The sequence below is a fragment of the Mycobacterium sp. NGS58 genome, from assembly GCF_059812385.1.
Genome location: NZ_JCALCO010000022.1, coordinates 84,554 through 105,375 on the forward strand (window position 1 = coordinate 84,554; position 20,822 = coordinate 105,375).

Here is a 20,822-nt window from a genome sequence, read left to right on the forward strand (position 1 = left end):
TTGTTCGAGGCACCCCGGCGGCCCCCCTATTGCAGTACCGTCACCCTCGTCTTGGTCGAGAACCCGCTGGGAGTCACGTCATGTTGCTCAATCCGAATAACCTGCAACGCCAGTACCCAGACCCCCGCTCGGGGGAGATCATGGCCGCGACGGTCGACTTCTTCGAGTCCCGGGGCAAGGCCCGCCTGAAGTCCGACGATCACGAACGAGTGTGGTACTCGGAGTTTTTGGACCACATCGGCCGGGAGCGCATCTTCGCGTCGTTGCTTACCCCGAGCGCTTACGGGGCCGAGGACTGCCGCTGGGACACCTACCGGATCAGTGCGTTCGCCGAGATCGTGGGCTTTTACGGGTTGAACTACTGGTACCCGTTCCAGGTCACCGCGCTGGGCCTGGGCCCGATCTGGATGAGCGCCAACGAGGACGCCAAGCGCAAGGCCGCGGCGTTGCTCGAGGCGGGCGAGGTCTTCGCCTTCGGCCTGTCGGAACAGACGCACGGCGCCGACGTCTACCAGACCGACATGAACCTGACGCCGAAAGACGGCGGCTGGACCGCGACGGGGGAGAAGTACTACATCGGCAACGCCAACGTCGCCCGGATGGTCTCCACCTTCGGCAAGTTCGCAGGCACCGACGAGTATGTGTTCTTCGCCGCGGACTCGCAGCACGATCGCTACGAGCTGATCAAGAACGTGGTGAACTCGCAGAACTTCGTGGCCAACTATGCCCTGCGTGATTACCCGGTCACCGAGGCCGACATCCTGCACCGCGGTCCGGAGGCCTTTCATGCCGCGCTCAATACCGTCAACGTCTGCAAGTACAACCTCGGCTGGGGCGCGGTCGGCATGTGTACCCACGCGATGTACGAGGCGGTCACCCACGCGTCCAACCGCATCCTGTACGGGACCGTCGTCACCGACTTCACCCATGTGCGGCGGCTGCTCACCGACGCCTACGCGCGTTTGGTCGCGATGCGGCTGGTCGCCACCCGGGCCTGCGACTACATGCGCAGCGCGTCGGCCGAGGATCGCCGCTACCTGCTGTACAGCCCGCTCACCAAGGCGAAGATCACCAGCGAAGGCGAACGCGTCATCACCGCCCTGTGGGACGTGATCGCCGCTAAAGGGGTGGAGAAGGACACCATCTTCGAGGCGATGACGCGCGAAATCGGCCTGCTGCCAAGGCTGGAGGGCACCGTCCACATCAACATCGGGCTGCTCGGCAAGTTCATGCCCAACTTCCTGTTCGCCCCCAACAGCGCGCCGCCGTTGATCGGCCGCCGCGACGACGCCGCCGATGACGCCTTCCTGTTCGCGCAGGGGCCGACCGGCGGCCTGGGCAAGGTGCGCTTCCACGACTGGCGCGCGTCCTTCGACAGCTTCGGGCATCTGCCCAACGTCGCGCTGCTGCGCTCGCAGATCGACGTGCTGGCCGACATGCTGGCCGGCGCCACCCCCGACGCCGCGCAGCAGAAGGACATCGACTTCGCCTTCGCCGTCGGCCAGTTGTTCGCGACGGTGCCCTACGCGCAGCTCATCCTGGAGGAGGCCGGGCTGTCGGGCTCCGAAAAGGGCGTGGACGAGGGGTTGATCGACGAGATCTTCGCCGTGTTGGTCCGCGACTTCAACGCCTACGCCGTGGAGCTGTCCGACAAGCCGGCGACGACGGACGAACAGGCCCGGTTCGCGCTGCGGATGATCCGCCGGCCGGCCCACGACGCGGCGCGCTACGACCAGATTTGGAAGGATCACGTCCTGCCGCTGAACGGCGCGTACCGGATGCGGCCCTAGCGCTTTCGGACTCCCCATTACCCGCCGAGCGTGAAGTTGATTTCACGTTGGGCCGCGAGCGTGAAGTTACTTTCACGTTCGACAAGAAGCGCTCCGCGGCGGTCGGCCGACGCCGCAATGCGCTCATGCGCGAGTTTGATAGGCCTTCCAGCGATCGGGGTCGTCTTCAAGCGCGGCACGGTCCCAGCGGGCATGCACTGCGGCCGCTTCGTAGGTGTCTTGCAAGAATTCGAGGAGAGTCCGGTCGGGGTCGGCCGCCCGCCGCACCGCCTCGTATGGCAGCAGGTATTCACCGAGATCCTTGTCGTAGCCGGCCTGCTCGGGGCGCACCGGGTGCTCGGCGAAGCCGTCGGGTTCTGGATAGGCGTAGGCGTAGAACGCGCCCTCATCGCCGCCGCCGGGAAAGAATCCGCAGCTGCTCAGTTCTCGCGAGTAGCCCTCGACCATCACCCAGTCTCCGCAATTGGGTGCCCCGCCCGGGTGGCGGGGCGCGCCGCGTCCGGAAAATCTGGTGCACGCGAGATCCATTGCACCCAGAAGAAGTGGACCGGGCTCACCTTGCCCATGAACCGGGACCGAAACTGGCCGAGCACGCGGTTTGCCGCAAGCAGCTGACGCCAGAACAGCTCGGCCGCATCGGCGTCGTATGACGCATGCTCGACGTCTTCGGCTCTGGCCGCCGGGCGCCGGTGTCGCCGACCGATGAGGCCCTTGACTGTGGCGTGGCTCACAGTAGGATGACCAGTGGTCATTCTGTTGAGGAGGCGCATTGCCAACGGTCACCTGGGCACGGGTCGATCCCGCCCGTCGCGCCGCGATCATCGAGGCAGCGGAGTCGGAGTTCGGGGCTCACGGGTTCTCCCGCGGCAGCCTGAACGTCATCGCACGCCGTGCCGGGGTCGCCAAAGGCAGCCTGTTCCAGTATTTCGCGGACAAGCGTGACCTGTACGCGTTCATCGCCGACATCGGCAGCCAGCGAGTGCGCGCCTACATGGAAGACCGCATCCGCGAACTCGATCCGAGCCGGCCCTTTTTCGACTTCCTCACCGACTGGCTCGACGCATGGGTGGCCTACTTCGCGGACCATCCGCACGAACGCGCGCTGCACGCCGCCGCGACGCTGGAGGTCGACACCGAAGCCCGCGTCAGCGTGCAGAACGTCATCCACCGGCACTACCTGGAAGTGATGCGCCCGCTCGTCCGCGACGCCCACCGCCGCGGCGACCTGCGCGCGGATTCCGACACCGACGCGCTGTTGTCGTTGCTGCTGTTGATTTTTCCCCACCTGGCACTGGCGCCCTACATGCGCGGCCTGGATCCGGTTCTGGGCCTCGACGAGCCCACCCCGGAGCAGCCGGCGCTGGCCGTGCGCCGGCTCGTCTCGGTACTGGCGGCCGCGTTCTCGGCTGCGGCGAAGACCGTGCCGGTCAGCTCAACCGCTGAACGATCTGAGGAGGTCACATGAACAGAACCCGGATAGCCTCGATGGCCGAGGGCGGCCTGAACTGGGACAGCTTGCCGCTCAAGCTGTTTGCGGGCGGCAACGCGAAATTCTGGAACCCGGCCGACATCGACTTCTCCCGCGATCGCGAGGACTGGGAACGCCTCACCGACGACGAACGCCACTATGCGACCCGGCTGTGCGCCGAGTTCATCGCCGGCGAGGAATCGGTGACCCAGGACATCCAACCGTTCATGGCCGCGATGCGGGCCGAAGGCCGGCTGGGCGACGAGATGTATCTGACGCAGTTCGCGTTTGAGGAGGCCAAGCACGTCCAGGTGTTCCGCATGTGGCTCGACGCCGTCGGCATCACCGAGGATCTGCACAACTTCCTCGAAGACGTGCCGACCTACCGCACGATCTTCTACGAGGAGCTGCCGGACTGCCTGAACGCCCTGACGGTTGATCCGTCGCCGGCCGCCCAGGTGCGGGCGTCGGTGACCTACAACCACATGGTCGAGGGCATGCTGGCGCTGACGGGGTACTTCGGCTGGCACAAGATCTGCGTAAAACGCGGCATCCTGCCCGGCATGCAGGAGTTGGTGCGGCGCATCGGTGACGACGAGCGACGGCACATGGCGTGGGGCACCTTCACCTGCCGGCGCCACGTTGCCGCCGACGACGCCAACTGGGGCGTCTTCGAAACGCGGATGAACGAGCTGATGCCGCTCGGCCTGCGCCTGATCGAGGAGGGCTTCGCCCTCTACGACCCGATGCCCTTCGGCCTGTCGGTGGACGAGTTCATGCAGTACGCCGCCGACAAGGGGATGCGCCGGTTTGGCACCATCTCGAGCGCCCGGGGACGCCCGGTCGGCGAGATCGACCTCGACTACTCACCGCTACAGCTCGAGGACACCTTCGCCGATGAGGACGAGCGGACGCTGGCGGGAGTCTCCGCCTAGCGGAGCCGGGCTCACTCCACCTTGTTGTCACCCGCCGCGGAGCCGCTCTCGGATTCGCCAACCCACACGGTCTTGGCGTTGACGAACGCGCGGATGCCCAGGCCCGCGAGCTCGCGTCCATAGCCGGACCGCTTGACGCCGCCGAACCCCAATTCGGGATAGGACACCGTCATCCCGTTGATGAAAACCTGACCGGCCTCGATGTCATCGATGAAGCGCTGCTGCTCGGCCTCGTCGTTTGTCCAGGCGTTGGAACCCAGGCCGAACGTGGTGGCGTTGGCGATCTCGATGGCTTCATCGATGTCGGCCGCCCGGTACATCGACGCGACCGGGCCGAACACCTCCTCGGTGTACAGGGCCATGTCCTTGGTGATGTCGGTGACCACCGTCGGCGGGTAGAACCACCCCGGCCGGTCGATGGGCTTGCCACCGAGGCGAATCGTGGCGCCCGCCGCGGCGGCGTCGTCGACCTGCTTGGCGATGTCGTCGCGGCCCGATTCGGTGGCCAGCGGACCCACGTCGGTGTCGGGGTCGGTCGGGTCGCCAACGGTCAGCGCTTCCATCTGCTCGGTGAACTTGTCGACGAACGCGTCGTAGACGTCGGTATGCACGATGAACCGCTTCGCGGCGATGCAGGACTGGCCGTTGTTCTGCACCCGGGCGGTGACCGCGGTCTTGGCGGCCTCGTCCAGGTTCGCCGACGGCATCACGATGAACGGGTCGCTGCCGCCGAGCTCGAGCACGGTCGGCTTGATCTCGTCGCCGGCGATGGCCGCCACCGATTGCCCCGCCGGTTCGCTGCCGGTCAGCGTGGCCGCCGCGACCCGCGGATCGCGCAGGATGCGCTCCACCGCGCTGGAGGAGACGAGCAGGGTTTGGAAACACCCCTCGGGGAAGCCGCCGCGGGTGATGACGTCGGCAAGGTAGAGCGCCGTCTGGGGCACGTTGGATGCGTGCTTGAGGATCCCGACGTTGCCGGCCATCAGCGCCGGCGCGGCGAACCGCACGGCCTGCCAGAGCGGGAAGTTCCACGGCATCACAGCCAGCACGACCCCGAGCGGTTGGTAGTGGGTATACGCCTTCTTCGCGCCGACCGCCTTGGCATCGGCCGGCTCGTCGGCCAGAAGCTGCTCGGCGTTCTCGGCGTAGTAGCGAAAACCCTTGGCGCACTTGAGCGCTTCCGCCTTGGCCGACTTCAGGGTCTTGCCCATCTCCAGCGTCATCATGGCGGCGACCTCGTCGGCCTCGGCCTCCAGCAGGTCGGCGGTCGCGTTTGCCCACTGGGCGCGCTGGGCAAACGTGGTGTTGTGGCGGTAGTCGAGAAAGCGTTCGTAGGCACGGGCAATCGCGGCATCGACTTCTTGATCGGTGGCCGGGGTGAAGGTCTTCACTGTCTCGCCGGTAGCCGGGTTAATGGTGGCGATGGGCACGTCGGCCCTCCTTCATCGGGTTCGTGGTGCGTGGTGGCTGAAAAGTCCAACACCTAGCCTGCCACTATCGTTCCCCTAAGGGAGGTGTCGGATGAGCAAGGCCGCTGAGCTGATCGTCAAGTGCCTGGAAAACGAGGGTGTTTCCGTCGTGTTCGGGGTGCCCGGCGAGGAGAACATCCGGTTGGTGCAGGCGCTGGCGTCCTCGAGCATCCGGTATGTGCTCACCCGGCACGAGCAGGCCGCCTCCTTCATGGCCGAGATGTACGGGCGGGTCACCGGCCGGGCCGCGGTGGTGTCGTCGACGCTGGGGCCGGGTGCGATCAACATGCAGCTCGGAGTGGCCGACGCCACCACCAACAGCACGCCGCTGGTCGCCATCTCCGCGCAGGTGGGCCACGACCGGGAGTTCAAGGAGTCACACCAGTACGTCGATCTGGTGTCGATGTTCGCCCCCATCACCCGGTGGGCGGCCGGCATCCCGACCGCGCGCGCCATCCCCGAGATGGTCCGCAAGGCGTTCAAGCTCGCCGAGTCCGAACGCCCGGCGGCGGTCTACCTGGCGGTGCCCGAGCACATCGACGCCGACGACACCGACTACGACCTGGGAGCGTTGCCCCGCAACGTCGTCCGCCCCGACGCGCCGGCCCCCCGCCAGGTGGCGCGCGCCGTCGACGTCCTGCGTAACGCTCAGCGCCCGGTGCTGCTGGCCGGGCACGGCGCCGCCCGCGCCGACGCCACCAAAGCCCTGGTGCGCTTCTCCGAGGAATTCGGCATCCAGGTGGCCAACACCTTCCACGGCAAGGGCGTCATGCCCGACGATCACCCCAACAGCATCGGGACGCTGGGCTTCATGCGGCACGACTACGTCAACTTCGGATTCGACAACGCCGACGCCGTCATCGCCGTCGGCTACGAGTTGCAGGAGTTCGACCCCGTCCGGATCAACCCCCAGGGCGACAAGAAGATCATCCACATTCACCGGTTCCCGGCCGAGGTCGACGCGCACTATTCGGTCGAGGTGGGCATCATCGGCGACATCAGTGACTCGTTGAACGCCCTCACCGACGCGCTGTCCGGCCATACCTTCGCCCACGCCGCCGACGTGCCGGGATCAGGACTGCTGGCCGAGGAATTTGAACGGGGCCAACAGGATTCGCGCTACCCGCTGGCGCCCGCGCGGGTGGTGGCCGACACGCGGTCGGCGTTGGGCCGCAGCGACGTCGTCCTGGTCGACACCGGCGCCACCAAGATGTGGATGGCGCGGCTTTACCCGACGTACGAGCGGAACACTTGCCTGATCTCAAATGGGTTGTCCACCATGAGCTTTGCCCTTCCCGGTGCGCTGGGCGTCAAGCTGGCGCAACCGGAGTCCAAGGTGCTGGCCGTCGTCGGCGACGGTGCATTCCTGATGAACTCGCAAGAGATCGAGACCGCCGTGCGCGAACGGATCCCGCTGGTGGTGCTGATCTGGGAGGACGGCGGTTACGGCCTCATCGAATGGAAGATGGACCTCGAACTCGGCGAGCACTATTACGTGCGGTTCGGCAACCCCGACATCATCAAATACGCAGAAAGCTTCGGCGCCAAGGGATACCGAATCTCTCATGCCGAGGAGCTGCTGCCGACGCTGCGGACCGCACTCGACGACGACGGCGTCTCGCTGATCAGCTGCCCGGTCGACTACTCCGAGAATCTGCGGCTGACCGACCGCCTCGGTGAGCTGGACGAGACGCTGTAAGCCCGGCACATGGCGGAGCGTGATCGTGACGAATCGGGTCGGCCGCGAAATGCCCGCCCGCGTGACGCTTTAGGCCGACCGCTACCGCCCGGCAGTGCGGGCGTGCCACGCATTCCGGATGAGTTGGCGCTGGCGCCGGGCGAGACCCTCGCGTATGCGCAGGATCTGCTCGATCGAGGTCTCGCGTTCAACGCCCATGAGGTTTTGGAGGCCGCGTGGAAGAACGGTCCGGCCAACGACCAGGCACTGTGGCAGGGCCTGACGCAGCTCGCGGTGGGGATCACCCATGTCCAGCGGGGCAACCCGACGGGCGCAATTACGTTGCTTCGCCGTGCCTCCGGCCACCTTGCCGACGCGCAGCGGCCGGCACCGCACGGCATCGATGCCGCCGGGTTGGTGCAGTACGTCAACAGGCTGATCGACGATCTCGCCGCCGGGGCTGATGTCACCGCGTCGCGGCTAAGGCCCCGCCTCCTGGTCTGACGTGTCGAGCACTGACGACATCCGCTCCGCCGGGTAGGTCACGCGCTGCCGCTCGTCGACAACGGGTGTGGCGCCCCACTGACCGAGCCGGTGCTGACGCGGGGCGGATCCGCTCATCAGGTGCCATACCGTCCAGCCCTGCGCGACAAGGTTGTTCGCGATCAGTTGCCGATGGCATCGCCACGGCATGGGCTCGCCGCACATGATCGCCAGCCGGTTTGACCGGGCAAGCGTGATCAGCCGGTCGAGGCCGCGCTGGTATTCGTCGGTGAGCGTGTAGTCGGCGTAGTTCTTGAAGCTCGCGTTCTGCCATCCGGCGTTGATGCCGGGATCGACGTTTTGCCGACGCCGGCGTCCCCCGAGTTCGGGGAGGTGGATGTAGCCGATGCCGGCGTCACCCAACCAGCGCGACATCTCCGCACTGCCGAACTGGGGGTTGCGTCGCGAGCCGGGCTGGGCGCGCACGTCGACGAGCAGGTCGATGCGGGCGTGATCCAGGGGTGCCAAGAAGGCGGGCACCGGGCATGTCCAGTGTCCGATGGTCCAGATCTCGCCGTCCTCGCCCATCGTCGTGACGCGTTCGTCCTAGTCGGCCTTCTCCAGAGCGTCGCCCTTGTGCATCGCGATGTGGTCGGTCTTGTCGCTTCTGATCTCGTATTGCGGGTCGTCTTCCGTGCAATGCCGTTTGTGGCCTTTGTACTCGGTGTCGCGGGTGTGCTTTTTCACGATGGTGCCGCTGACATGGCCGGCTTCTGAATTCCATCTGACATGATCTCCGACTTCGAAATGTTTGGGCACCGTGCGCCTCCTTCGCATGCTTCGTTTCACGGCTGAACCTGTGGCCCCGAAGACGAGTACCCGCTGGCGGGCGGCGGCATGATCGAATGGCTCATGCTGTTCCGCCAGCTGGAGTATTTCGTCGCGCTCGCTCAAGAACGTCACTTCGCCCGCGCCGCGAGCGCCTGTTACGTGTCGCAGCCCGCCCTGTCGGAAGCCATCCGCAAGCTCGAAGCCGAACTCAACGTCCCGCTGGTGCGGCGCGGGCAGAAGTTCGAGGGTCTGACTCCAGAAGGGGAGCGGCTGGTGCCGTGGGCGCGTCGCATTCTGGCCGACCGCGACGCCCTCAAACAGGAAGTCACTGCGCTGCGGGCCGGCCTGACCGGCGAACTGCGGCTCGGCGTGGTGCCGGCCGCCTCGACTACCGTTGCGCTGCTTACGGATCCGTTTTGTGCGGCGCATCCGTTGGTGCGGGTTCAGCTCGAGGTCAACCTGCGCTCGGCGGGCATCGTCGAACGGGTCCGCAAGTTTGAGTTGGACGCGGGCATCCTTTATCCGGACCAGCAGGACACGGCCGATCTTCTGGTCACCCCGCTGTACCACGAGCAGCCGGTGCTCATTGCCGCCGCCGAACTGCTGGGCGGCGAGGCGAAAACCATTTCGTGGTCCGAAGCGGTGCAGTTACCGCTGTGTCTGCTGACCCAGGGCATGCGGGGCCGCCGGCTCATCGACGACGCGCTGGCCACCCACGGCCTGCAGGTCACCCCCCGGCTGGAGACCGATTCGGTGGCCGCGCTGTTCGCTCACGTTCGCACCGGCCGGTGGGCGAGCATCGTGCCGCAACCGTGGCTTCAGACCTTGGGCGTTCCCGTTGGGGTCAGCGTGCTGCAGCTGCGTCGCCCGTCGGTCACCGCGCTGATAGCGCTGGTGACCAACAGAGCCGAGCCGGGGTCGCTGTTGGCCCGCGCGTTGCGACGGACCGCGCGTGAGGCTCGCATCGGTACGACGCTCAGCGAACCGCCCTAGCTGCCGGTGATCGGCGCCGCCTATCAGCCGGTCGGAATCGTGTCTTTGACACCCGGCTGGCGCCCTCCAAGACTGGGGTTGATCCCACTCAAGGAGGACTTCAATGGCCAAGTGTGTGATGGTGCTGTACCCCGATCCCGTAGATGGCTACCCGCCGAGCTACGGGCGTGACAGCATCCCGGCGATCCACGGATATCCCGACGGCAGCACCGTGCCGACGCCGTCCAAGATCGACTTCACGCCCGGTGAGCTGCTCGGTTGCGTCTCGGGTGAGCTGGGGTTGCGCAAGTTTTTCGAAGATGCCGGGCACGAATTGGTGGTGACGTCGGACAAGGATGGGCCCGACTCGGAATTCGAGCGCGAGCTTGCCGACGCCGAGATCGTGATTTCGCAACCGTTTTGGCCGGCCTATCTGACCAAGGAGCGCATCGCCAAGGCGCCCAAGCTCAAGCTGGCCTTGACCGCCGGTATCGGCTCGGACCACGTGGATCTGGACGCGGCTAAAGAGCGCGGGATCACGGTGGCCGAGGTGACGTACAGCAACAGCATCAGCGTGGCCGAGCACGCGGTGATGCAGATCCTCGCGCTGGTGCGCAATTTCGTGCCGTCGCATCGGTGGGCAGCCGAGGGCGGCTGGAACATCGCCGATTGCGTCGAGCGTGCTTACGACCTCGAGGGTATGGACGTGGGCGTCATCGCCGCCGGCCGGATCGGGCGCGCAGTGCTGCGCCGGCTGGCGCCGTTCGACGTCAACCTGCACTACACCGACACCCGCCGGTTGGCACCGGACGTGGAGAAACAATTGAACGTGACGTTTCACCCCGACGTCGAGTCGCTGGTGCAGGCCGTGGACGTGGTGTCCGTCCACTCGCCGTTGTACGACGACACCCGCAGGATGTTCAACGAGCGGCTGATCTCGACGATGCGGCGGGGCTCCTACATCGTCAACACCGCTCGCGCCGAGGAGACCGTTCCCGAAGCGATCGCGGACGCGCTGAAATCCGGGCAGCTGGCCGGCTACGCCGGAGACGTGTGGTACCCGCAGCCGCCGCCGCCCGACCACCCTTGGCGCACCATGCCGAATAACGCTATGACACCGCATGTTTCGGGCACCACGTTGTCCGCTCAGGCGCGTTATGCCGCGGGCACCCGGGAGATCCTGGAGAGCTGGTTCGCGGGCAAGCCCATCCGCCCCGAGTACCTGATCGTCGAAGGCGGAAAGCTCGCGGGCACCGGGGCGCTGTCCTACCAGAAGTAGGACGGCCCTCAACCGGCGTTGCTCGCCGTCGACAGGGCCATCGGTGGCACGTAACCGCCGACCAGGGCGCGATGCCACCAGGCTCGGTCACGGCGTAGTTCGGCCGGCGTGGTGAAGCGATACTGGTAGAGCTGGGCGCGCACGAACCGGGGCGGCGATTCGGGAAAGGGATTGCGGCGCAACAAGCGTAGGGTCGGCCGATCGTTTTCCAGCAATCGCCGCAAGAACGGCCTCAGCCATGGCTGCGCGTAGCCCGGCGAGATCGCGGCGAACCACATCAGCCAGTCCAGGCGCAGATGGTAGGGGGCCCACTGCCGCGGCAGCCGGCGCGGCGCCCCCGGCTTGCCCTTGAATTCGTATTCTTTCCAGACGGTTTGGGCGGTGATGAACGCCTCGTCGGTGCCTTCGATCACCACCTCGCGGCGGATCCGCCCGATGCTGCCGAATGCCCCGTAGGTGTTGACAAGATGAAATGAGTTGAACGACATGTTCATTCGCTGCCGTGGCGACAACATGTTCGCCAGTGGCCAGTAGCTCATGAACAACACCGCGGCGGTGACCGCGGCCACCAGGCCGACGAACCACAGCGGCTCGGGCCAATGGGCCGGCTGACCCGCGTGCGCCGGAACGAGTCCGTTGGGCAGTAGCATCGCCATCGACGCGTCGTCGATAGCGCTGAACGCCAGCACTATGGTCACCCAATTGAGCCAGGCGAAATTGCCCGAGGCGACCAGCCACAGCTGGGTGACGACGACGATCGCGGCGGCGACGCCGGCCACCGGCTGCGGCGCGAACAATCCGAACGGCACGATCAGCTGCGCGAAATGGTTGCCCGCCACCTCGATCCGATGCAGTGGTTTGGGCAGATGATGGAAGAACCAGCTCAACGGCCCCGGCATCGGTTGTGTCTCGTGGTGGTAGTACAAACACGTCAGATCGCGCCAGCACGGGTCGCCGCGCATCTTGATCAGTCCCGCACCGAACTCGACGCGGAACAACAGCAGGCGAACCATCCAGAGCGTCAGCACCGGCGGTGCCACGTCATGATTGCCCAGGAAGATCATCAGGAACCCGGTCTCGAGCAGCAGCGATTCCCAGCCGAACGAATACCAGGTCTGCCCGACGTTGACGATCGACAGGTAAAGCACCCACAGCGTCAGCCACATCGCCATCGCCGCCCACAGCGGCACCGCGTCGGCGGCCCCGATGGCGATCGCCGCAGACAGTGCCGCGCCGAACCAGGAGATGGCCGAAAACAGCCGATCGGAATAACGCAGGTGGAAAAGGCTCGGCGTGCGCCAGAAAGATTGCCTGGCCAAGAACTGCGGAATCGGCAGGATGCCGCGCTCGCCGATCAGCGCCCGAAATTGGACCGCGGCTGCGACGAAGCCGAGCAGGTAAATCACCGCGGCGCCGCGCTGCAGCACCAGTCTGCCCACCCAGTATTCGGGTGCGGAAAACCAGTCCATGGCGCCTGACTCCTCGGTTGGTGACGGTTACGCCAATCCGCATATCCAGTCAATCAGCCGGTAAACGGGTAGCCAATAGCCCGGCCGACTATTCGTCGCGCGGCCCCCGCACACGGTCGGGCACCGCAACCACCGAAGCGGCAAGCACCGCAAGCGAAATCAACGCAAGCAGCTGGACACCGGCGGAATGGCCCGCGTAGCCGTCGGCCGATCGCCAAGGCTGGCGCGACAGCACCGCCCCGGCCAAGATCAGCCCGCCGGCGCTGCACACCACGCTGAGCCGTTCCCAATGCCGCCTGCGCATCGCGTAGCGCAGCGCCAGGGCGATGCCCATCACCGCGACACCACCCCAGCCGGCGATCACGCCCGCGGCGGCCAGCGCCGGGACCGTCGCCCATCCGCCGGGCCGCCATGGCCGGGTGGGCTCGGCTGCGTCGTCGGATCGCCGGGTGCGCCAGAGCGCGAGCATCGCCAGCAGCGGCAACAGGGCCAGCCCCAGCGCCAGACCCGCGCGGTAGAGCGAGTTGGAGGCGAAGGTCAGCGTGATGATGCCCGGGTCGCCCGCGGGCACCACCCAACCCTGCTGCCACCCGTTGACGGCGATGGGCGTCAGGCGGACCCCGGTGCCGGTGTGCGCGACCCAACCCGGGTTGATGCTTTCCGGTATGACCAGCACCCGGGATGCGGCCGAGGCGGGTGCTTGCACTTCGCGGCGAGCCGGGCCCCAGGACCGCCATGACGAAACACTCACGGGCCGTGCGGTTTCGGGGGCGACGGCCGCGGTCAACTCGGCCCCATCCACGACGAACGGGGCGCCGGGGCTGACCAACAGTTCCTGCTGGCCCGCGGGCAACGCGATCGGCTCGCGTTCGCAGGGCACCGCGGCCAGCGGCGCGTCGTCCAGGATGGCCCCGACGGTGGCGTGTATCGCGGTGTGCACGAACCGGCCTGCGACCGCGACGACCGGCCCGCGGTCGCAGCCGACCGTGACCTCCCGGGCGCGGTTACGGGCCGCGTCGGCGGGCGCGATCGGGTTGCCGTCGGTGCCCAGCGCCGCGACCTCCGCCAGCCCGGGTGGTTTCAGCTGGTCGAAACCCAAAGCGTTGCGGTCTATGACGTCCTGCCAATTCAGCAGGCTGATGGTCACGGTGTCGGTCACCCGGGGTTTCAGCGGCACAACCTGCGCGCCGTCGGGTCGCAGCGCGGCGGCCTGCGGGCCATCGCCCAGGTTGATGGCAACCATCGTCGGGTGCGCGGGCAACGTCGATCGGCTTGGAGAAAGTCGCACCCCGGTGACCTCGGTGGGGCGGGGCAGCGTGAGGGTCAGGGTCGGCGGGGTCTTGTGCTGCACCACCCGCTGCGGCGCCGTCCACGCGGTGGCCGGGTCGCCGTCGGCGGCGGCGTACGCCGAGCCGAGAACATCGACGGTATCCGAATCGCCGCGAGCCACGGTGACATTCGGCTCGGTGATCAGGTCCGCCAGCTTCGGGCCCTGGCGTGGCCGCACCCACACCGTCGGGGTCACCGACGTCGGCGCCGGCACGGTCAGCGTCCGGCTGAAGTTGACCGGTTCCTCCGGGGCCAGGGCCATCGACGGCGCGCACCGCACACCGTCGGGCGCTTGGGCGCAACCTGGTCTGCCCAGCAGTTCCGATCCCAGGTCCCACCCGGCGACCGTCGAGCCCTGCGGCGGCCCGGGCACCCGCACGGTGTGCCGCAGTTCGACCTGGTGGGCGAATCCGGACGCGTCGTATTGGGTGATCGACAGGTCGGTGATGCCGAACTGCACCCCGGCGGATCCGTCGTCGGTGCCCGCGGCGGTGATTCGGACCCACGGGGTCTCGCCGTAGGGGAGCGCCGCGGCGAGCGGCTTGCCCGGCTCGTCGAAGCGCAAAGTGGTGCTGCCGGTGGCGGTTTCGATCAGGATCCGGCGTACCTGGGCGCCGACGGCGGTGGCGCTGGGCGTCACCGTGATCGCCGCGTTGGTCACCGGGTGGTCGAAATCGATCTGCATCCATTGACCGACGGCGGCCTGCAGTGAATTCGACACCCAGGCGGTCGCCGAGTCCCCGTCGATCGCCGCGGCCGGCGAGTTTGCCGGTGCGACATCGGGCATCGCGGTGGAATCCGACGACGAACTCGATACCGTGATCCGCCCGCCGGTCCACGCGCCGACGACCGGGTCGGCGCCGGGGACGGGGTAGTCGGGCACCCGGTTGTAGGTGTGCCGCGCATCGCCGGGGGCGCGGATCGAAGACGAATGTTGGTCCACTCGGCCATAATCGGTCTCCCGGGCCACCGGGGAGTCGGTGACGGTCAGCCCCGCGTTCATCGGCAGCCCGGCGCCTCGCGCGTCCGCGGTCAGCAGCGCCGGCCCCAGCGGCGGCTGACCCAGCAGCCGGCGGCGCTCGTCGAGGCGCAGCAGCGCCTCGGGGCCGCCGTCGACCCGGGCCAGCCGGTCGGTATCGACGAAATACGGTGTGGCAGGGTCGCTTTCGTCGCCGACCCGATAAATCTCGACCGCCGGATACCGCGGCCGCAGTCCGCTGTCCGCGACAAAACCAGCCAAAGTGCCCGGCCCCACCGGCGCGCCGAACTGTGCGACTTTGCGCAGCCCCGGTGATCCGTCGACCGCGCGGTGCACCAGGATCGGGCGCGCCGAGCGCGACGTGTCGGGGTCCAGGTCGTTGCGCAACGCCAGATAGGAAATACCTTGGCGGGCAAGGGTATCGGCCAGGCCGGCTGAGGGGCGGCCGGCGGCGAACAAGCGCTGCACCGAATCCAGCGCCCGAATGGTCTGCGGCGGGGTCAGCGGAATGGAATCGCGCACCCCCCACGGGCTGGCGCCCAGCACCTGCAGCGGCTCGTCGTGGCTGGTGCCCCAGACCTGAGTGGCGAACGGCGCCCCCGGAACGACCAGTACCCGCCCGGGTGCCGGCGTCCCGGTGTTGTGCTCGGTGAGCCAGTCGGCGGCCTCGTGCCAGTACTGCGGGATCGCGGTGAAGGTCCCCGGTGGGGCCAGGCGGCCGGTCCAGGCCAGTGACGTGCTGACCATCAGCGCCGTCACGACGACGATCGCGGTCGCGACCCGCTTATCACGCTCGGGGTGGGCAAAGGCCCGCAGCCACACCGACATCGGCGTGCTGCCCGGCAGCGGTACCCGGCCCAGCAGCTGCGCGAGCCCCAGCACCACCGGGATCGTGATCACCGAGCCGAGCTTGTGCACGTTGCGCAGCGGCGCGCCGCCGGCGTCCAGAAAGGCCTGCACCGCGTGCGCCACCGGCGAGCCCAGCCCGCCGCTGTATCCGGCGGCCATCAACGCCACCCCGACCAGCAACATCGTCACCAGCCGCCCGCGCGCCGGCATGGCCGGACTGGCCAGCCCCGACAGCCCGGCGGCCGCGACCAGGCAGGTCCCAAGCACGGCGGCCGACCCGGTCACCAGCGGAGCGCCCGCTGTGGCGGTCGGCGCAACGAACGGGGTCCAGCTGTCGGTACCGCGCAACATCTCGACCAGTGACGACCATTGCGTCGTCACCCCGGAGGACTCGATGAAGTCCAGAAACGGGGGGCTGATGGCGCGCAGCATCACCAGCGCCACCACCCACCACAGCGTGGCCAGCAGCAGCGCCACCAGCCACCACCCGGTGTACCGCCACCACAGCCGGCTCGGCCGGTGGCACGCCCACCAGATCACCGCCGGCAGGCAGCCTGCCAGGGTCGCAATGGCGTTGACCGCGCCCATCAGCGCGACGGCCAGGCCCGCCTGCCCGGCCAGCGCGCGCACCGACCGGCCTGACGCCGATGTCGCGGAGCTTCGCAGGGCGAGAATCGTGGGCAGCAAGACCCACGGCGCCAACATCATCGGCAATGTCTCCGACGAGATCGATCCGAGCGTGGTCAGCACTCGTGGCGACAGCGCGAATGCGACCGCGGCGATCACCCGTGACGCCGGGCTGCCGATCCGCAGCGCCTCGGCGACCCGCAACAGCCCCCAGAAGCCCACCGTGAGCAGCAGCGCCCACCACAGCCGCTGGGTGATCCAGCCGGGCACGCCCAGCGCATGGCCGAGCAGAAAGAAGGTGCCGTGCGGAAATAGATACCCGTAGGCCTGGTTCTGCGCCTGCCCGAACGGCAGCTCGCTGTTCCACAGATTGGTCGCCCGGGCAAGAAAACGCAGCGGGTTCGCGGTCAGGTCAAGCTTGGTGTCGGGAGAGATCCGCCCGGGGGACTGGACGAACGCGCACGCCAGCGCGATCGCACCGACCAACCACAACCACCGTCGCGACACCGGCGGGGCCGTCGAGCACGAGACGGAGATCTCGGTCGCCGGCCTCGGCGATGAGTCCGATGGCGGCGACCCGCTACGCCCGGCTTCGTGCTGTAGTGGCGACCCGCTGCGCCCGGCTACGCCGCGTTTGCGATCGCCACGGCCGCGCTTGCGATCGCCGCTAGCTACGGTTGCCGTACTCGACCCGGTTGAGCACTGACGACTGCGGATCGCCCCCGGGAAGTGGCGGCTTCGTGTCTTGCTGGACCATCAGCGTGATCCCGAAGATCGCGGCCGCGCCGAGCAACAGGCCAACCACAACGCTCGCTGCGGCGGGCGCAACGATCCGGTTCATTCGAGCGCTCCTGAGTGTCGGCTTGCGGTCGTGACTTTCAACCTAGCGCCAACCTAGCAGAAGCCCGCCCGGCCACCGGGCCGCTGGTCACCAGTGCAGACAGTGTCCGTGGATACAGCGATCGCCGTATTCCACCTGATAGGGACCGGCCGGGAGCGCCGGGCGCTGAAGGGTTGGCACCTGCACCAAGCTGTGGTCGGCGACGGCGAGGGTGATTCCGACGGTCGTCGCCACCCCGACGGATAACCCGACCGCCACGCTGACCGCGGCGGCCAACGCGAAACCGTTCATCGCTGGCTCCCTCCCTGCCAGTCAACGGGCGCCCACCCCCTGATCAGCAAGGTACCGCTGATCCCCCCTGGAGCCGGGTAGGAAACGCCCGTCGTGAAAGCATGGCCCGATGGCATTTTCGCGCACCTTGGCCGTGCTCGCAGCCGCGTCGGCGCTGGTGGCCGGCTGCGGCCACCACGCCGCGCACCCGCCGCGGCCGTCGACGTCCACGTCGAGCAGGCCGGTGGCCGCCCCGGCGCCACCGGTGTGCGCCGACCCGTCGGCGGTTCCGGCCACCCTGAACATCCGCGACAAGCTGGCCCAGCTGCTGATGGTGGGCGTGAAGAACGCCGACGACGCCCGGGCTGTCGTCAACGACTATCACGTGGGCGGCATCTTCATCGGCAGCTGGACCGACCTGTCGATCTTCAAGGGGCCGCTGGCCGACATCGCGGCCAAGGCGGGGCCCCTGCCGTTGGCCGTCAGCGTCGACGAAGAGGGCGGCCGGGTCTCGCGGTTGAAGTCGCTGATCGGGACATCGCCGTCGCCCCGCGAGCTGGCGCAGACGCAAACCGTCCAGCAGGTGCATGACCTGGCCGCCGACCGCGGCAGGAAGATGCACGACCTGGGCATCACCGTCGACTTCGCGCCCGTCGTCGACGTCAGCGACGAGCCCGACGACGCCGTGATCGGCAACCGCTCGTTCAGCGCGGATCCGGCCACCGTCACCGACTACGCCGGGGCTTACGCGCGGGGGCTGCGGGAGGCCGGGCTGCTTCCGGTGCTCAAGCACTTTCCCGGCCACGGGCACGGCTCGGGCGATTCGCACACCGGGGGGGTCGTCACCCCGCCGCTGGACAGTTTGCAGAACAACGATCTGGTGCCGTATCGGACCCTGGTGGCCGCCGCGCCGGTCGCGGTGATGGTGGGCCACTTGCAGGTGCCCGGACTCACCGGCGACGTCCCGGCCAGCCTGAGCCCCGAGGCGCTGCAGCTGCTGCGCAACGGCGTCGGCTACAAGGGCCCGCCGTTCACCGGGCCGGTGTTCAGCGATGACCTGTCCAGCATGGCCGCCATCTCCGACCGGTACGGGGTGTCGGAGGCGGTGCTGCGCAGCCTGCGGGCGGGTGTGGACGTCGCGCTGTGGGTTACCACCGACGAGGTGCCTGCGGTCTTGGACCGGCTGCAAAAGGCCGTGGCGTCAGGCGAATTGCCTGCCCACCAGGTCGACGAGTCGCTGGTGCGGGTGGCGACGATGAAGGGTCCCAGCCCCAGCTGCGGCCACTAGCGAATCGCGGTCACCGGCACTTGGGCGCGACACCGGAACCGCATTGCTTACTCTTGAGTCAGATACACGGAGAGGCAAGCGATGGCGGGTGGTACCAAGCGGTTACCGCGTGCCGTCCGCGAGCAGCAGATGCTCGACGCCGCCGTGCAGATGTTCTCGGTGAACGGCTATCACGAGACCTCGATGGACGCCATCGCCGCCGAGGCGCGGATCTCCAAGCCGATGCTCTACCTGTATTACGGCTCCAAGGAAGACCTGTTCGGCGCCTGCCTGAACCGGGAGATGGGCCGGTTCATCGACGTGGTGCGCGCCGACGTCGATTTCCAGCAGAGCCCCAACGACATGCTGCGCAACACCATCGCGTCGTTCATGCGCTACATCGACACCAACCGCGCGTCGTGGATCGTGATGTACACGCAGGCAACCAGTTCGCAGGCGTTCGCTCACCTGGTCCGCGAGGGACGCGAGCAGATCATCGAACTGGTGGCCGGGCTGATGCGGGCGGGCAGTCGCAACCCGCGCTCCGAGCGGGAGCACGAGATGATGGCCGTGGCGCTGGTGGGCGCGGGCGAGGCGGTCGCCAACCGGCTCAGCACCGGTGATGTCGACGTCGAGGAGGCAGCCCAGCTGATGGTCGACCTGTTCTGGTACGGCCTCAAGGGCTCACCCGCGGAACGGGAAGCGGCCGCCGCCCACCCCGATGCGGGCGGGTCGGCCGCCGCGAGCGATTAGGCCTACATTCGTTCAGGTGGCCCGTATGAGCTCCCCCAGCTCGGACCGCGGCAACCTCGACTTCTTCTGCGCGGTAACCATCGTCGGGTTGCTCGCCGGAGTCGCCGGATTGGCGACGACGCTCGTGCTGCGCGCCGCCCAGCACGCCACCTACCACTACAGTTTCGGCCCGCAGCTGGCGGGGGTGGCCGCCAGCAGCCCGATCCGCCAGGTCGTCGGGCCGATGATCGGCGCCGCCCTGGCGGGCCTGGGGTGGTGGCTGTTGCGGCGCCGGAGGGAGGTGCCCCCACTGGCGCAGACCATCGCCGCGGGCGAGCCCGTGCCGAGGCTTTCCTGGAGCATCGACGCCTTGCTGCAGGTCCTGCTCGTCGGATCGGGCGCGTCGCTGGGGCGAGAAGGCGCCCCTCGCCAATTCGCGGCAGCGTTAAGCGATTTGGGCACCGGGTGGCTCAAGCGGCTCTCACCGCATGATCGTGAGGTTCTGCTGGCCTGCGCGGCGGGCGCCGGCCTGGGTGCGGTGTACGCGGTCCCGCTGGCCGGCGCGCTGTTCTCGATCCGGATCCTGCTCAACACCTGGCAGCCGCGTGCGGTGGGCGCGGCGTTTCTCTCCTCCGGGCTGGCGGTCGCGGTCGGTTCGGCGATCACCCGCGATCACCCCAACCTGCAGTGGCCGATCGAGGAGTCGACGTATCTGCTGACCGCGCACGGATTGTTGCTGGCGCCGGTGACTCTCGCGGTGGGACTGGCCTTCAACCGGCTGATGGCCGTGGCGCGGCCGGCCCGCCCGATGCGAACGCTGCTGCTGATCCCCGCCCTTGCCGCGGCGGGCCTGGCGATGGGGATCTGTTCGCATTGGTGGCCCGAGTTGCCCGGCAACGGCCGAAGCATCCTGACGGTCAGCCTGGCCAGCGGCATGACCTTGCTCTCGGCGCTGGCGATTCTGGCGCTGAAACCGCTACTGACAGCGCTGTTTCTGCGGGCCGGCGGGGCGGGCGGATTGCTCACGCCCTCGCTGGCGACCGGCGCCGCCGCCGGGTCCGCGCTGGTCCTGATGATCAACTGGGCGACCGGGACGCACCTGCACGTGCCGGCGGTGTCGCTGGCCGGCGCCGCAGGCGTGCTCGCGGTGACGCAGGGCTCGCCGATCTGGGCGGCGATCTTCGTCTGGGAACTCGCCCGGCCGCCCCTGTGGCTGTTCCTGCTTTTCCTGCTGACCGCGACCAGCGCCCACGGCCTGAAAGTGCTTGCCCAGGGCCGCAGTCCGACGCACGCCGGCTAGCGGCTCGCCCCGGTCAGCGCGAAAGCGCCCGGACCGTGCCGGTCAGGTGCGGGTACCCCTTGGCGATGTTGCGCAGCGATATGTCCCAGCCGCCATCGTGCTCATCGATGTAGAGCCCCGCGGTCGCGGGCAGCACCACCGGTTTGCCGAACCGCACCGAATACCGGACCGCGTCGGGAATCTGCGCTTCGATATTGGCCAATACCGCTGCCGCGGTAAACATTCCGTGCGCGATCACGGTCGGGAACCCGAAC

At 68.0% G+C, this 20,822-nt stretch carries 18 protein-coding genes and 2 pseudogenes; 11 read left to right on the forward strand and 9 right to left on the reverse strand.

Going from position 1 to position 20,822, the window contains the following annotated elements:
* Nucleotides 1-80: 80 nt before the first annotated feature.
* Entirely contained in the window at nucleotides 81-1,790 is a 1,710-nt protein-coding gene (locus tag AC5Y4H_RS19865) for an acyl-CoA dehydrogenase family protein (protein WP_499984250.1), read from the forward strand.
* Nucleotides 1,791-1,913: 123 nt separating this feature from the next.
* On the opposite strand, the pseudogene AC5Y4H_RS19870 reads toward AC5Y4H_RS19865, so the two are convergent.
* Nucleotides 1,914-2,461, reverse strand: a pseudogene (locus tag AC5Y4H_RS19870) (DUF5996 family protein); the annotation flags it as partial.
* A 98-nt stretch (nucleotides 2,462-2,559) separates the two neighbouring features.
* Between AC5Y4H_RS19870 and AC5Y4H_RS19875 the strand changes: the two are divergent.
* Nucleotides 2,560-3,255, forward strand: coding sequence for a TetR/AcrR family transcriptional regulator (locus tag AC5Y4H_RS19875; protein WP_499984251.1), 696 nt, complete (start codon nucleotides 2,560-2,562; stop codon nucleotides 3,253-3,255).
* Nucleotides 3,252-4,193: a R2-like ligand-binding oxidase gene (locus tag AC5Y4H_RS19880; protein WP_499984252.1), complete on the forward strand. Its 942-nt coding sequence runs from the start codon at nucleotides 3,252-3,254 to the stop codon at nucleotides 4,191-4,193. Before AC5Y4H_RS19875 ends, AC5Y4H_RS19880 begins: the two co-directional genes overlap by 4 nt.
* Before the next feature lie 11 nt (nucleotides 4,194-4,204).
* Here AC5Y4H_RS19880 and AC5Y4H_RS19885 read toward each other — a convergent pair whose 3' ends face one another.
* Nucleotides 4,205-5,623, reverse strand: a complete 1,419-nt coding sequence (locus AC5Y4H_RS19885) for an NADP-dependent succinic semialdehyde dehydrogenase (RefSeq protein ID WP_499984255.1) — start codon at nucleotides 5,621-5,623, stop codon at nucleotides 4,205-4,207.
* 91 nt (nucleotides 5,624-5,714) lie between these two features.
* Between AC5Y4H_RS19885 and AC5Y4H_RS19890 the strand changes: the two genes are divergently transcribed.
* Together AC5Y4H_RS19890 and AC5Y4H_RS19895 are read left to right on the forward strand one after the other, a co-directional pair.
* The gene (locus AC5Y4H_RS19890; protein ID WP_499984257.1) at nucleotides 5,715-7,361 is read left to right on the forward strand and encodes an acetolactate synthase large subunit; all 1,647 of its coding nucleotides are present in this window, start codon (nucleotides 5,715-5,717) and stop codon (nucleotides 7,359-7,361) included.
* Between the two features lie 9 nt (nucleotides 7,362-7,370).
* Nucleotides 7,371-7,844, forward strand: a complete 474-nt coding sequence (locus AC5Y4H_RS19895; RefSeq protein WP_499984259.1) for a DUF309 domain-containing protein — start codon at nucleotides 7,371-7,373, stop codon at nucleotides 7,842-7,844.
* Here the strand turns inward: AC5Y4H_RS19895 and AC5Y4H_RS19900 are convergent.
* Nucleotides 7,821-8,411 carry a DUF488 domain-containing protein gene (locus AC5Y4H_RS19900; protein WP_499984260.1) on the reverse strand — a complete coding sequence of 197 codons (591 nt, stop codon included), beginning with the start codon at nucleotides 8,409-8,411 and terminating at the stop codon, nucleotides 7,821-7,823. The two genes, AC5Y4H_RS19895 and AC5Y4H_RS19900, sit on opposite strands and share 24 nt — an antisense overlap.
* An 18-nt stretch (nucleotides 8,412-8,429) precedes the next feature.
* Complete coding sequence (locus tag AC5Y4H_RS19905; RefSeq protein ID WP_499984262.1) at nucleotides 8,430-8,642, reverse strand: hypervirulence associated TUDOR domain-containing protein; 213 nt, start codon at nucleotides 8,640-8,642, stop codon at nucleotides 8,430-8,432.
* A gap of 93 nt (nucleotides 8,643-8,735) precedes the next feature.
* On the opposite strand from AC5Y4H_RS19905, the gene AC5Y4H_RS19910 reads away from it, so the two are divergent.
* On the forward strand, nucleotides 8,736-9,647 hold the full coding sequence (locus AC5Y4H_RS19910; protein ID WP_499984287.1) for a LysR family transcriptional regulator: 912 nt from the start codon (nucleotides 8,736-8,738) through the stop codon (nucleotides 9,645-9,647).
* A 103-nt stretch (nucleotides 9,648-9,750) separates the two neighbouring features.
* Complete coding sequence (locus AC5Y4H_RS19915) at nucleotides 9,751-10,905, forward strand: NAD-dependent formate dehydrogenase (protein WP_499984263.1); 1,155 nt, start codon at nucleotides 9,751-9,753, stop codon at nucleotides 10,903-10,905.
* Nucleotides 10,906-10,913: 8 nt separating this feature from the next.
* On the opposite strand, the gene AC5Y4H_RS19920 is transcribed toward AC5Y4H_RS19915, so the two are convergent.
* Together AC5Y4H_RS19920 and AC5Y4H_RS19925 are read right to left on the reverse strand one after the other, a co-directional pair.
* Nucleotides 10,914-12,374 carry a lipase maturation factor family protein gene (locus AC5Y4H_RS19920; RefSeq protein ID WP_499984265.1) on the reverse strand — a complete coding sequence of 487 codons (1,461 nt, stop codon included), beginning with the start codon at nucleotides 12,372-12,374 and terminating at the stop codon, nucleotides 10,914-10,916.
* A gap of 88 nt (nucleotides 12,375-12,462) precedes the next feature.
* Nucleotides 12,463-16,695 (reverse strand): alpha-(1->3)-arabinofuranosyltransferase domain-containing protein, encoded by a 4,233-nt coding sequence (locus AC5Y4H_RS19925; protein WP_499984288.1) that lies wholly within the window; start codon nucleotides 16,693-16,695, stop codon nucleotides 12,463-12,465.
* Here AC5Y4H_RS19925 and AC5Y4H_RS19930 point away from each other — a divergent pair.
* A pseudogene (locus AC5Y4H_RS19930) lies at nucleotides 16,694-16,855 on the forward strand (hypothetical protein); the annotation flags it as partial. The gene AC5Y4H_RS19925 and the pseudogene AC5Y4H_RS19930 overlap by 2 nt on opposite strands.
* Here the strand turns inward: AC5Y4H_RS19930 and AC5Y4H_RS19935 are convergent.
* Both AC5Y4H_RS19935 and AC5Y4H_RS19940 read right to left on the reverse strand, forming a co-directional pair.
* The gene (locus AC5Y4H_RS19935) at nucleotides 16,826-16,999 is read right to left on the reverse strand and encodes a DUF2613 domain-containing protein (RefSeq protein ID WP_007769006.1); all 174 of its coding nucleotides are present in this window, start codon (nucleotides 16,997-16,999) and stop codon (nucleotides 16,826-16,828) included. The pseudogene AC5Y4H_RS19930 and the gene AC5Y4H_RS19935 sit on opposite strands and share 30 nt — an antisense overlap.
* A gap of 87 nt (nucleotides 17,000-17,086) precedes the next feature.
* Nucleotides 17,087-17,290, reverse strand: a complete 204-nt coding sequence (locus tag AC5Y4H_RS19940) for a DUF2613 family protein (RefSeq protein ID WP_499984266.1) — start codon at nucleotides 17,288-17,290, stop codon at nucleotides 17,087-17,089.
* Nucleotides 17,291-17,399: 109 nt separating this feature from the next.
* Between AC5Y4H_RS19940 and AC5Y4H_RS19945 the strand changes: the two genes are divergently transcribed.
* From AC5Y4H_RS19945 to AC5Y4H_RS19955, 3 genes are all read left to right on the forward strand, one after another.
* Nucleotides 17,400-18,557 carry a glycoside hydrolase family 3 N-terminal domain-containing protein gene (locus tag AC5Y4H_RS19945; RefSeq protein ID WP_499984268.1) on the forward strand — a complete coding sequence of 386 codons (1,158 nt, stop codon included), beginning with the start codon at nucleotides 17,400-17,402 and terminating at the stop codon, nucleotides 18,555-18,557.
* An 81-nt stretch (nucleotides 18,558-18,638) separates the two neighbouring features.
* On the forward strand, nucleotides 18,639-19,289 hold the full coding sequence (locus tag AC5Y4H_RS19950) for a TetR/AcrR family transcriptional regulator (protein WP_499984270.1): 651 nt from the start codon (nucleotides 18,639-18,641) through the stop codon (nucleotides 19,287-19,289).
* A gap of 25 nt (nucleotides 19,290-19,314) precedes the next feature.
* Nucleotides 19,315-20,568: a chloride channel protein gene (locus AC5Y4H_RS19955; protein WP_499984271.1), complete on the forward strand. Its 1,254-nt coding sequence runs from the start codon at nucleotides 19,315-19,317 to the stop codon at nucleotides 20,566-20,568.
* Between the two features lie 13 nt (nucleotides 20,569-20,581).
* On the opposite strand, the gene AC5Y4H_RS19960 is transcribed toward AC5Y4H_RS19955, so the two are convergent.
* The coding region (locus AC5Y4H_RS19960) for a MaoC/PaaZ C-terminal domain-containing protein (protein WP_499984272.1) at nucleotides 20,582-20,822 on the reverse strand (241 nt) is incomplete at its 5' end.